Here is an 11,957-nt window from a genome sequence, read left to right as displayed (position 1 = left end):
GCTCACCGCGGCGGCCCGGGGACAGGGCGTGCGGCGACCTGGAGGTGGACCTGGACGTGGCGGGGGTCGGCGACGAACGTCCGCACCGGCGCTTGCCGGGATCGCGGCGCGGCCAGCTCGGCCAGGAACATCCGCACGACAGCGCCCGCCGGACGCTCCGGCCCGACGACGCGCATCGTGAGCCGGGCGCCGCCGACCGCCAGCACACCGACCACCACCCAGCCGAGCAGGCCCGGCAGCACCCCGACCGTCTGCCGGAGCACCGCGAGGGGCAGCAGCCAGCAGACCCACGCCCCGTAGGCGCGGTAACGCGCCTGCCACGGCACGGGCCGCCCGGGCGGACCGAGATAGCGGTTCTCGACGGCGTACAGGTCGTCGTCGGATCGGGAACGCATCGTCGGCTCCTCGCGCCAGAATTCGCGGTCGGGTTCGTTGTGTCACGTCGCCGGGTCCCCGGTCCCCGATTTCACCATTTTGTTCGCACCCGTGAATATCGGGAATTCGCGAGTGCGAACGGCATCGGCGGTCGGTGTCACCCTTATCCGGGGACGGGTTGCCCCGCCAGGAAACGGTCACTCCCGAGTCGCTCGGAGACGAGGACGAGCCAGGCGAGCTCGTCGGTCCAGTCACGCCCGCCGCGCGTCGCGGCCTCGGGCAGCGGCTCGGCCGGCGGCCGCCCGGAGCGGTGCGCGCGCACGGCTGCCGCGATCAACGCGGCGTGCACGTCCGCGCCGGGGCCGGTCGCGTCGTGGCCCGGGACGGCGGCCGCGGCGGCCGCACGGGCGATCGTCGCGTCGTAGTACGGGCCGAGCAGGACGAGGCCGTCGCGGATCTCGGCGGCCTGCCGGTGCCAGCGCTGCCGGGTGCGGGACGAGGCGAGCGCGACCTCGGGGAACTCGTCGCACAACAGCGTCCGCAGCGGTCGCAGGGCGTGCCCGACACGGCGTCGATCGGTCGCGACGGCCAGCTCCACGACGACCCGATCGGCGACCGGGACCACGACCGCGACACCGAGCCCGAGAGTCCCGATCACGGCTCCGACCAGGCCTACCGTGCCGAGCGGGACGACCTCGGTCGCCGCGTGGTGCACGGCCTGCGCGGTCGCGCCGATCATCCCGGCGGCGACGGCCGCCCGGTCGCCGGGTCGCCGGGTGCGGGCCGGCAGGCCGCCGGCGTGCACCGCGACCCGGGCCCAGGCGACGGCCGCCCAGCCGCCCGTCACGGCCGCCAGGGCGGCCGGTGCCCACAGCGGAGCGGTGGCGGCGGCGAGCAGCAGCACGACGCCCTCCTGCCGGAGGATCACCGCCGCGCGGCCCCGGCGTCGCAGGAGGCGCAGCAGCACGACCCCGGACGTCGCGGCGAGCGCGGAGGCCGGTGCGCGGGCGGTGCCCAGGTCGGTGTGTGCCACCGCGAGCAGCAGGGTCGTCGCGAACGCCGTCCAGGACACGGGGCAGCCCGGGTCCCGGCGGGTGCGAACGGCCAGTGCGGCCGTGCACGCCCCGAACACACCGGCGATCAGCAGCCCGGATGTGGTCACGGTCGCCTTCTTTCGAGCGTCGGGAAAGGGGAACGGGGCGGACGGTAACGAGGTCCGGGGCCGCCGCGGGCGTTCTCGCTGATGACGTTCGCACTCGCCCGACGGACTGTGTGCCGGTGCGAACACAATTGCGCGTTCAGCGCATCCGACCACCCGCGAATTGCTACACAGCCCTCTCGACCGCATTCCAGGGGGCAGTGCCATGACCGTCCGCACCATTCACCGGAGTACGTGATGACGCTGCTGCGACGACGACCCGTAGCGCCGCCACCTGCCGTCGCCGATGCGCACCGCGCGGCGCTGGAGGCGGTCTCCGCCGCGCACCGGCTGCACGTCCCCCGGTCGACGGTGCGCCGGTCGGCTCCGGCGCCCGGACCGCGCCGAACCTCGCCGCCGGGCGCTCCTGCCGATGATCGGCAGCCGTGGGCGGCCGTCCCGGCCGACCATCACGGCGCGTCGTCGTCCGGTACCACCCCGGCGCGCCGCCCGCACGATCCGCCCGACGCGGCATCCGGCGCTGTCGACGCGGCCGGGGCGACGAGCCTCGCGTGCGCCTTCGCACTCGACCTGACCAGCTGGGACGAGGACAACCCCGACCGCCGGGCAGCCGTCCTCGCCCGCTACCTGCCCGGCGTCGTCGACGTCGAACGGCTCGGCTGGGACGGGCGCGGCCGCCAGCGGTCCGAGACCGTGATCCCGGGCGCGCTGCACCATCTCGACGCCACACATGTGCGGGTCGACGTCCGGGTCCGGGTCACGCCGTTCGTCCGGCTCCCCGGGGTCGCGGCCCTGCACCCGGTTCCCGAGCACGAGCCGACGGGCGGAGCCGTGCTGTCGGCGGCGCCTGCGCCCGTCGCCCCGGGGTGGGTGGCGTGCGACTCCGAGTGGGTGCGCCTGCGTGTGCCCGTCGCGTGCGATGGCGCGGGCGGGCTCGTCGTCGACCTCGGCGCGGCGCGGCGGGACGGGCGCGGCGCGTGCTGACGCCTGGGCCCACCCGGCCAGGAGGTCGACGATGAGCATCGCGGCGCTCGCGGCGGCCGCGGCGATGGCCGTGGCCGGGCTCGTGCCGGCGACGCCGCCCGCTGCGAGCCCGTCGTGCGGATGGAAGGCCGAGGCGGTCGCGCTGTACCGGTCACTCCCCGCGGCCGACCGCGCCGCCGACCGGGTTCGCGCCCAGCTGGCCGCGTCCGGCGTGACCAGGCCGGGCTTCCTCGACGGCTGCTCGCCGACCGACGGGCCCGGCGACCGTGGCCCGACCGACGTCCCCACCTGCGCGACCGCCGGGCGGCCCTACTTCCCGGCCGCGGACTGGTTGTGGGAGCCGATCCCGGCGGGCGCGGAGCTCGACCCGGAGTCCGCCGCGATGGCCGCGGCCCTCGCCGACGGCGACCACGTCCTGAACACCGTGGAGTTCGGCGTCACGCTCGTCGACGCGGACGAGATCAGCCCCGGCACCCCGCGGGCTCCGGTCCCGTTGTCGGAGGACTGGGGTCCCGACCCGCTCGCGGGTCTCGACGTCCCCGTCCCCGCCGACGTGCAGATCCCCTCGGGGTCGGATGCGCACGTCGCGATCGCCGATCCGCGCAGCGGGAAGGTCGTCAACCTGTGGGGCGCGCACCGCAGCGGTACGGGCCTCGCCGCGCTGTGGGGTGCCGCAACCGATCTCGACGGCGACGGTCGCGAGCACGAGGGCAGCTCGACGGGGGCGGGGATCGCCCGGTACGCGGCGGTCGTCCGCGCCTCCGAGATCGCGGCCGGGGACATCCCTCACGCGCTGTTCTTCTCGACGAACATCGTCGAACCCGGTGAGGTCCGCTACCCGGCGACCAAGAGCGACGGGTCCAACATGGACGGCTCGGGGTCGCCGATCCCGGAAGGCGCCCGGGTGCAGCTCGACCCGTCGGTCGACGTCGCCTCGCTACCGGGCATCACTCCTGGTCAGGCCGCGATCGCGACGGCGCTGCAGCGCTACGGCGCCTACGTCGGGGACAACGGTGGCGCGCGGGCCGCGTTCATCGCCGAGTACGCGCCCGACTCCGACGCCTACGAACGGGCCGGCCTGTCCGGCGACTACGTCGCGCTCGACGCGATCCCGTGGGACCGGCTGCGGGTGCTGTCGGACTGGAGCGGCGGGACCCGCGCCACGCCCGGCGACGAGTCCCCCGCGGCCGATTCCGACCCCGGCCCGGGCTCGGGCTCGGGCTCGGGCTCGGGCTCGGGCTCGGGCTCGGGCTCGGGCTCGGGCTCGGGCGACTCTCGCTCCGGCGACTCCCGCTCGGCCGACTCCCGCTCCGGCAACTCGCGGTCCGACGACCCCGGCACCGCGACGAGCTCCGGCACCGCGAACGGCTCCGGCACTCGGACCGGAACCGGGACCGGGACGGGCGGGGCAGGCACGGCGAATGACGAGGCCGGTGGCACCGAGCCTGGTGCCCTCGTGCCCGCGGCACACGCGCCCGGCGCGACCCCGGGGACCAGCGAGCCCGGCTGTTCGGACGCGACCGCCGCCTCGACGACGCGCACCCCGCCCCGCTCGCCCGACGAGCTGCCCTACCTCGTCGACGCCGGCGAGACCTCCGAGCGTGCCGCTCACCGAACCCAGGAGAGGTAACGATGTCCGTCTCACCCGTCGGCACGCTCGCCGTGGCTGCCGTCATCGCGGCGGCGCCGGTCGTCGTGCCACCGGTGTCGGTTCCCGTCGCGCCGACCTCTTACTCGGTGTGCGCGCAGCACATCGGGGACTCGGTCGGCCGCAGCGGCACGCTGTCGCAGGAACAGGCCGACGCGCTCGTCGACGGGTTGCGCCTGCTGCTCACCGACGCCACACTCACCTCCACGTCCGACGCCCGCGCGGCACGACTCGTGCACGACCTCCGGGCCAGGGGCATCACCCCGGCACGATCGGCCGTCGGGTGGCAACAGGCTGCCTTCGATCTCGCCGACGACCTCGTCCGGCGCGCCGCGGTGGGTGACGCCGATGCGGGCGACGTGGGCGTCGTCCTTGCCCGGCACGGCTTCTCCCCGACCCCCGCCGACCTGCTCGACGTCCTCGACATCGACGAACCCGACGCCGGCGACCCGGACACCGACGACTCCCACACCGACGACTCCCACACCGACGACTCCCGTGCCGATCGCACGGAGACCGACAGCACGGAGACCGATCGCGCGGGGACCGACGACGCGGGAACGGAGCGCGTGGCGACCGAACGCACGGGGACCGAGCGCACGGGGACCGAGCGCACGGGGACCGTGGACCGCGACGAGGCCGCGCGCTCCGACGACGGCCCGTTGGTGCTCCCCGCGGCCGCCCACACTCCGCGCTCCGACGCCGCCGACGAGGACGAGGACGAGGACGAGGACGAGGACGAGGACGAGGACGAGCACGATGCCGACGAGGCCTCGACCGAGAGTGCCCTGGCAACGGCGATCCGCACCCGAGCGCACGGGGCCGGACGGGCCGAGGGAACCGCCCGGGCCGCCGAAACGAACCGGGCCGATACGGTCGACCGGGCCGACGAAACCCACCAGGCCGGCGAAACCGACCGGGCCGATGCGACCGACCGGGCCGACACCGGCTCCTGCGTCACGACGACCGACTGGCGGCGGGCCCGGGACGCCCTCGTCGGCACGTTGCGCGATGCGGACGACGCCGACGCGACCGCCCTCGCGGACCACCTGGCCCACGGGGCCGGCAACGACGCCGTCGTCGGCACCACGGCTCGTGGGAACAAGGACGGTCGTTCGCCGGCGACGGACGCCGGCACCGCAACCGCAGCCCGCGGCGACTGGCAGCAGCGCACCCGCGACCTCGTGACCCGGCTGCGCGCCGCGGCGGACGACCCGCAGGCCCGCGAGCTCGCCGCCCGGCTCGCCGCGATCGAGGACTCCGCCGACCTCGACCCGCGTGCCACCGATCACGGAAGGCCGACCGGCAACACCGCGGACGACACCACCCGAGACGACAACGCCTGGGACGACAACACCCGAGACGACAACACCCGGCACGACGACACCCGGGGTGGCGCCACCCATGACCGCGCCGACGACACCGACGCCGCCGCGACCACCGACAAGACCACCGACACCGACACCGACAGCCCCGTCCACGGCGGCACCGACGACGCAGCCGACAGCGCCACCGACGACGCCCGTCGCCAGGCCCCGCCCGACCCGTCGGACTCCACCGGCGCGGGCGGCACGCAGAGCGACGGCGTCTGGGACCGGCTCGCGCAGTGCGAGTCGAGCGGCAGGTGGGACATCGACACCGGCAACGGCTACCACGGCGGCCTGCAGTTCGACGCCGCGACCTGGAAGGCGTACGGCGGTGACGCCTACGCCCCGAGCGCCGACCGGGCCACCCGCGAGCAGCAGATCGCCGTCGCGGAGAAGGTGCGCGACGACCGCGGCGGCTACAGCGCGTGGCCCGCGTGCTCCACGAAGCTCGGCCTCTGACCACCCCACCCCCCTGGAGGACGGCATGAACGACCCCGGGCTCTTCCGGCAGGACTGGGACGACGCCGGCGCCGCACCACCGCCGCCGCGTCCCCGCCGCCGCCACGACGGTCCGGCGCACGCCGAGGTCACCGGACCGGGCGGCATCGAGACCGTGCCGTGGGGCGGCTGGCCCCCTGCCGACGGCGCGGACGCGCACACCGGCCACGCGTCGACCCCGAGCGCGTCCGCGGTGCCGTCGGCCCCGACCGGGCCCTCGCTGTCGCCGGCGCACCAACGCGCCCACACCGACGACCCACCTCGACCGGTCGGGCGCGCGCCGCGGCCCGTCGTCGCGCCGCCCCTGCGGACGATCGGGCAGGACGCCGCGGACACGGCCGCATCGGTGCTGCACATCGCGTCCCGCCGCGCCGCAGCGTCCACGGCGCCCCGCCGGGCCCCCGAACTCCGGACCGCCGCCCCGCCCGCGCCCGAACCCCCGCCTGCCGCCCAACCCCGGACCGCCGCCGCGCCCGCGTCCGAACCGTTGCCTGCCGCCGCACTCCGGACCGCCGCACCCGCGTCCCCGCCCGCCCCGGCACCCTCGCCGACCCCCGAACCCTGCTGGGCGCCCGAATCCCGGTGGGCACCCGCGGCCGGGCGGCTCGTCGGCGATGCCGCGGCACCCGTGGGCACGACGTCGCGAGCCGCGGACGCCGCCGGCGCACCACCCGCCGCGGCCGCACCCGAGTCCACCCAGCACGCGCTGACCCACGACGCGCTCACCCGTCCCCGCCGCGACACCCCGCGGATGGGCTGGCGGGCAGCACTTCACCGTGGATCGCGAGGCCTGCTCAACCCGGGCGTCAGCGAGGTCGAACGCGCCCGCCGACGGTTGTGCGAGCGCGTCCGGCGGCCGGTCCTCACGTCCCGGCGGATTGCGGTGATCAGCGTGAAGGGCGGGATCGGCAAGACCACGACGGCCGCGTGCCTCGGCTCGGCGCTCGCCGAGATCCGCGGCGACCAGGTCTGTGTCGTGGACGCCAACCCCGACGCGGGCACGCTCGCCGACCGGCTCACCGGCGACACGAGTGTCACCATCCGCGATCTCCTGCGCGGCATCGAGGACATCGCGACGTTGTCCGACGTCGCGCGCTACATGTCGGCGGTGGGGCGGCTCGGGGTGCTGGCGTCGGACCAGGATCCGGCCGTGAGCGACGCACTCACCGCGGCCGAGTACGAGAGCGCGATCGGCGTGCTGGGGCGGTTCTTCAGCGTCGTCATCACCGACGCGGGCACCGGCATCTCGCACCCGACGATGGAGCCCACCCTGCGGACGGCCGACAGCCTGGTCGTGGTCGGCGGCCCGACCGTCGACGGCGCGAGCCGGGCCGGGCACACGCTCGACTGGCTGGAGTCGCACGGGTACGCGGCGAAGGCACGCAACGCGGTCGTCGTCCTCTCGGGGGACCGGACGAGCCGTGACGTCGACGCCGGGCGCATCGCGAGCCATTTCGCCAGCCGGGTGCGCTCGGTCGTGACGGTCCCGCAGGACCCGCACCTCGCGGCCGGCGGGCGCATCGAGTTCGACCGGCTGCGGGCGGCCACCCGCGACGCGTACGTCACCGTCGCCGCGCACATCGCCGACCAGTTCCCCGACCGGGCCGGCTGACCAGACGGCACCGGGATCAGCGCACCCACTGGCCCTTGCGCTGTGCCGACGACCCCGCGAGGACGACGACGCCCCCGGCCGCGAGCGCGAGCCCGACCGCGAAGGGGATGGTCCAGCCGTCGCGGACGCGGTCGTCGAGGAGCCCGATCGCCACGAGCCCCGGGACGATGACCTCGGTGACGGTGAAGACCGCGGTGACCACGGCGAGGTTGCCACGAGCAAGTGCCCGGGAGAACGTGACGATGCCGACGAGCCAGTAGCCGCACAGCAGGTAGGTCGCGGGCTGGCCGAGGAGGACGACGACGTCGAAGCCGCCGGGACCGGTGTCGATGGACCGCACCGCCAGCGACGTCCCACCGAACCCCAGGCCGGCGACCAGCGCCAACGGCCAGGCCACGCGGACGTTGTACAGCGCGATCGTCGCCGCGGCGAGGACGCCCAGCGCGACACCCATGACCACGTCGGCGGCCGTGTCGGCACCGCCGGGATGTTCCGACGCGGCGGCCCCGGCGATCAGCACGAGCCCGATCACGCAGCCACCGATCGCGACGCGGTCGAGCACGTGCAGCTTCGAGCCCCAGATCCAGCGCACCGCCAACGCCGTCAACGCGATGGAGCCGCCGAGGATCGCCTGCACGGCGAACACCGGCAGGAACCGCAACGCGACGACGGTGCACACCCAGGCGAGGGCGTCGACCACCAGCCCGCCGATGAACCGCGGCTGCAGCGCGAGGGGCCGCCCCGGCCTCGTCCGTGTGGTCGCGTCGGACTGCAGGAGGCCTGCGACGCAGTTGAGGACCATCGCCGCGACGGCGAAGACCAGGCCCAGCAGCACGTCGTGACGCCCCCTCCGCTCGGGTGGAGCCTGCTCGGCCCCGCCCGCGCGCGGAACCGCCCCCCACCCGTCCCCGTCGCCACGCGGTGAGGACGCTCGGCCCCCACCCGAGCCCGCCGGCGACGATCAGCGTCGTGTGTACGGGGGTCGTCTGCAAGAGGAGCCCCCCGAGCAGGTGCGACGTCACGACGACGCCGCGACGACCGGCCCGTCGCGAGCCGCGGCTCCCCACGACGGTCCCCGGGCGGCTGCGTCAGGCGCGGGAGTGGTCGCGGACCTCGTGCGGGACGGGCTGCGCCGGCAGCCGGAAGAAGCCGCTCATCAGGCCGCCCGGCAGCGTCGGAATGGCCGCGGCCTCCCGTTCACGACGGATTCGTCGCCGATCCGCGGCGTGGGCCGTGACCAGCAGGAGCGCGGTCGCGATCAGGGCGGGGACGCCGACGACCAGCACCGGCCAGCCGAACATCCACGTCGCGAACAGGATCGCCAGCGACTCCATCACGAGAACCAGAGCCGACATCCGTGCCACTGCACACACTCCCCGAGGTCGATCACCCGCCGATGGCGCGGGTCCGATCCTTCATCGCCGGGAGGCGGCGGAACGTTGCGCGGACGTCGGAAGAACCTGGGACCGGCGCGAAGGCTCCCCGCCCGCGCCGGTCCCAGGCCCGTACCCCGCGGGAAGCAGGGTGCTCAGGACGCGACGGTCAGCTCACGACGCCGCGGGGGCCGACGGCGCGTTCGCGTCCGCCGGCGGCGGGTTGTTCGCCGGGGGCGGGTTGTTCCCCGGGGGATTGGTGACGGGCGGGTTGTTCACCGGGGGCGGGTTCTCCACCGGCGGCGGGTTCTCCACCGGCGGCGGGTTGTCGGGCGAGCTCGTCCCCGTGTCGGGCGGCGGCGAGGTCGGCCCGCCGGACGTCGGCCCGCCCTCGGCACCGGCGCTGGTCGTGGGGCCGGCGGTCGGGGGCGCGGTCGCTCCCGCGGGGGGTGCCGTCGTCCCGGCAGCGGGCGGGACAGCGGGGGCCCCACCTGCGGTCTTGCCCCCCGCGGCAGGGGGCTTGGCGCCGGCGTTGTCGTGGACCGCGGGCGCACGCTCGACGGGCTGCCGCACCGGGTTGGCGGCGGGCGAGACCCCCGCACCGGCCTCGGCCGGGGCGGTGGCGGTGGAGAGGGGGCCGTCGATCGACGAGCCGGCGGAGGCGGGACGGGCGGTCGGCCAGGTCAGCACGGCGACGGTGACGGCCGCGACGGCGACCGCGCCGCCGATCCCGACGAGCAGCCCCACCGGTCCGCGGCGCGGCTTCTGGTGCTGCGGCTCGTCGTAGGACCAGTCGGGCAGCGGCTGCACGGGCGGCCGCGGCGGGGCGACGGGGGCGCGGAAGGCAGCGGGCGCGACCTGACCCGCCGGCGGAGCACCCTGCGACCACGGCTCGACGGCGCGCTCGGGGGCGGACCACGGGGCCGCGACGGCGGCGCCTGCGAGCGCGACCGCGGGGCGAGCCGGGGCGGGCGGACGTGCGGGGGCCGGGCGGGCGGGGGCCGGGTGGGGCGCCGCGGCGACGGCAGCAGGTTCGGGACCGGTGCTCTCCACCGGCGGGATCACGACGGCAGGCCACGACATCGTCTGGCGCGGGGAGACGCTGAGCACCGCGCCCTTGGCGATGGCGTTCTTGGGGTCGGCATCGACCGCGACGGGCCCCCCGACCTGCTCGGACACCAGTTGGGCGACCAACGGGATGCGCGAGGACCCGCCGACGAGCAGGACCGCGCTGAGCATGTCGGCGGTCAGCCCCGCCGAGCCGACGGCACGCAGCAGCGCGGCCACCGTCTCCTCGACGTGCCGGCCGATGAGCTGCTCGAACTCGCTGCGGTGCAGCCGGACGGACCCCTGTGTCCCGGGCAGCAGGACCGGCACCGAGACCTCGGTGTCGGCGCTGAGGATCTCCTTGGCCTCGGTGCACTCCCGCCGGATGCGGCCGACGGCAGCCAGCACGTCGGGGTCGGAGTCGTCGAGCTCGGCGAACGCGTCGGGCATGGCACCGACGACGTGGTCGAACACCACCTGGTCGAAGTCGATGCCCCCGAGCCGCTCGATCCCCTCGGGGCGCCCGAGCAGGCCGAAGCCGGACGCGGCCTTGCGGACGACGGCGGCGTCGAAGGTGCCGCCGCCGAGGTCGTAGACCGCGATGGTGGACCCGGCCTCGACACGCTCGGCCGAGGCGTAGTGCAGTGCCGCGGCCTCGGGCTCGGCGAGGAAGACGACCTCGAGGCCGTGCCGGGAGAGAGCGCCCGCCAACAGGTCCTTCTTATGGTTGCCCCAGGCGGCGGGGTGGGTGACTGCGATGCGGTCGGCGGGACCACCCTCGCGAGCGGCGACCTGCTGCACGATCCAGGCGACGAGCCGGGCGGCGAGCTCCTCGGCGGGCCAGGGGGCGCCGCCGACGACGAGCGGGGTCGGGTCGCCGACTCGGCGCTTGAACTCGCGGACGACGCGGTCCGGGTCGGTCAGGGCGCGGCGCTCCGCGGCCTCACCGACCACGACCGAGCCGTCGGGCGCGATGAACAGCACCGACGGGACGGTGGCCGAGCGGGACCCGAGGGTCACCATCTCCGGCTCCGACCATTGGTCCCCCGACGACCGGCACACGGCTGCCGCCGAGTACGTCGTCCCCAGGTCGATTCCGAGCTGGTAGCCCATCGTGTTCCTCCCCCGACCGTCCGCGCGGCGCCCCTTCGCAACGCGCGAACCCCTCGCTTGGTGCCATCGGAGTATCCCGGCAGTTCGTTAGCGACCGAAGGGGTGCTAGCACCCCAATGCAGGAACGGGCGCCGGAAGTGGGGACTTTCGGCCCGGCGTGCGCCGCCCCGGCGCCCCCTGCCCCCGAATCCCCTAACGCCCGGGGGCGGGGATCCCCGTACGAGCTCTTTACCGAACCATGGGAGTTCCCCGATGGCCGTTGTCCGATCCGTCCCTAACTTCTGCATCAACGCCGAGCCGCAACGAGCCCGGCTCGCACGGCACACACCGGCACGACACACACAGAGACGGGCCTCGGTCGACTCCGGGGGCCCACCGAGGAGACGATCACGATGGCCGAGAGCATCTCGCTGCTGGACTTCCTGCTTCGCCTGATCAACGACGACGACCTGCGTCAGGAGTTCAACGCCGACCCCGAGGACACCCTCGAGGCGTACAACCTGACCGACCTGAGCGCCCAGGACGTCTACGACGCGCTGGTCCTCGCCCAGGACAGCCACCAGGCGAGCTTCGACCGGAACTACGACACCGGCTTCCACAACACCGTCCCGCCGGTCCCGGCACACGCGGGCTACAGCGGCGGCGGACACCACGACGGCGGCCACGGCCACAAGGAAGCCGTCGAGTACATCAACAAGTACATCACCAACAACTACGTCGACGACCGCGACACCATCGTCGACAACTCGATCAACCAGAACATCGACAACCGCGGCGGCAT

The 11,957-nt window shown here is 75.3% G+C and carries 10 protein-coding genes; 5 read left to right on the top strand and 5 right to left on the bottom strand.

Annotated features, from left to right (window positions below):
* Positions 1–2: 2 nt before the first annotated feature.
* Positions 3–395, bottom strand: coding sequence for a hypothetical protein (locus PSD17_RS23190; RefSeq protein ID WP_339124502.1), 393 nt, complete (start codon positions 393–395; stop codon positions 3–5).
* A gap of 143 nt (positions 396–538) precedes the next feature.
* The gene (locus PSD17_RS23185) at positions 539–1,537 is read right to left on the bottom strand and encodes a DUF6545 domain-containing protein (protein ID WP_339124501.1); all 999 of its coding nucleotides are present in this window, start codon (positions 1,535–1,537) and stop codon (positions 539–541) included.
* Positions 1,538–1,771: 234 nt separating this feature from the next.
* Between PSD17_RS23185 and PSD17_RS23180 the strand changes: the two genes are divergently transcribed.
* Genes PSD17_RS23180 through PSD17_RS23165 form a run of 4 tightly spaced genes read left to right on the top strand, consistent with a single transcriptional unit; the run spans position 1,772 to position 7,643 of the window.
* Positions 1,772–2,518, top strand: coding sequence for a hypothetical protein (locus PSD17_RS23180; protein WP_339124500.1), 747 nt, complete (start codon positions 1,772–1,774; stop codon positions 2,516–2,518).
* A gap of 31 nt (positions 2,519–2,549) precedes the next feature.
* Positions 2,550–4,148 carry a hypothetical protein gene (locus tag PSD17_RS23175; RefSeq protein WP_339124499.1) on the top strand — a complete coding sequence of 533 codons (1,599 nt, stop codon included), beginning with the start codon at positions 2,550–2,552 and terminating at the stop codon, positions 4,146–4,148.
* A gap of 2 nt (positions 4,149–4,150) precedes the next feature.
* The gene (locus PSD17_RS23170; RefSeq protein WP_339124498.1) at positions 4,151–5,992 is read left to right on the top strand and encodes a transglycosylase family protein; all 1,842 of its coding nucleotides are present in this window, start codon (positions 4,151–4,153) and stop codon (positions 5,990–5,992) included.
* A 25-nt stretch (positions 5,993–6,017) separates the two neighbouring features.
* Positions 6,018–7,643 carry a MinD/ParA family ATP-binding protein gene (locus PSD17_RS23165; protein WP_339124497.1) on the top strand — a complete coding sequence of 542 codons (1,626 nt, stop codon included), beginning with the start codon at positions 6,018–6,020 and terminating at the stop codon, positions 7,641–7,643.
* Between the two features lie 16 nt (positions 7,644–7,659).
* On the opposite strand, the gene PSD17_RS23160 is transcribed toward PSD17_RS23165, so the two are convergent.
* The 3 genes from PSD17_RS23160 to PSD17_RS23150 form a co-directional block, all read right to left on the bottom strand.
* Positions 7,660–8,478 carry a hypothetical protein gene (locus tag PSD17_RS23160; protein WP_013678559.1) on the bottom strand — a complete coding sequence of 273 codons (819 nt, stop codon included), beginning with the start codon at positions 8,476–8,478 and terminating at the stop codon, positions 7,660–7,662.
* A 253-nt stretch (positions 8,479–8,731) separates the two neighbouring features.
* Entirely contained in the window at positions 8,732–8,998 is a 267-nt protein-coding gene (locus PSD17_RS23155; protein WP_041760200.1) for a hypothetical protein, read from the bottom strand.
* A 192-nt stretch (positions 8,999–9,190) separates the two neighbouring features.
* Complete coding sequence (locus PSD17_RS23150) at positions 9,191–11,176, bottom strand: Hsp70 family protein (RefSeq protein WP_339124496.1); 1,986 nt, start codon at positions 11,174–11,176, stop codon at positions 9,191–9,193.
* A 392-nt stretch (positions 11,177–11,568) separates the two neighbouring features.
* On the opposite strand from PSD17_RS23150, the gene PSD17_RS23145 reads away from it, so the two are divergent.
* On the top strand, positions 11,569–11,957 hold a 389-nt coding region (locus PSD17_RS23145), incomplete at its 3' end, for an IniB N-terminal domain-containing protein (RefSeq protein WP_339124495.1).

This window comes from Pseudonocardia sp. D17, from assembly GCF_036984265.1.
GTDB lineage: Bacteria > Actinomycetota > Actinomycetes > Mycobacteriales > Pseudonocardiaceae > Pseudonocardia > Pseudonocardia benzenivorans.
This window is presented reverse-complemented; position numbering and strand designations above follow the sequence as displayed.

Bases quoted from the DNA above. Each gene is read 5' to 3' on its own strand.
- PSD17_RS23190 (WP_339124502.1), bottom strand. From the start codon at position 395: ATGCGTTCCCGATCCGACGACGACCTGTACGCCGTCGAGAACCGCTAT.
- PSD17_RS23180 (WP_339124500.1), top strand. From the start codon at position 1,772: ATGACGCTGCTGCGACGACGACCCGTAGCGCCGCCACCTGCCGTCGCC.
- PSD17_RS23175 (WP_339124499.1), top strand. From the start codon at position 2,550: ATGAGCATCGCGGCGCTCGCGGCGGCCGCGGCGATGGCCGTGGCCGGG.
- PSD17_RS23170 (WP_339124498.1), top strand. From the start codon at position 4,151: ATGTCCGTCTCACCCGTCGGCACGCTCGCCGTGGCTGCCGTCATCGCG.
- PSD17_RS23165 (WP_339124497.1), top strand. From the start codon at position 6,018: ATGAACGACCCCGGGCTCTTCCGGCAGGACTGGGACGACGCCGGCGCC.
- PSD17_RS23155 (WP_041760200.1), bottom strand. From the start codon at position 8,998: ATGTCGGCTCTGGTTCTCGTGATGGAGTCGCTGGCGATCCTGTTCGCG.
- PSD17_RS23150 (WP_339124496.1), bottom strand. From the start codon at position 11,176: ATGGGCTACCAGCTCGGAATCGACCTGGGGACGACGTACTCGGCGGCA.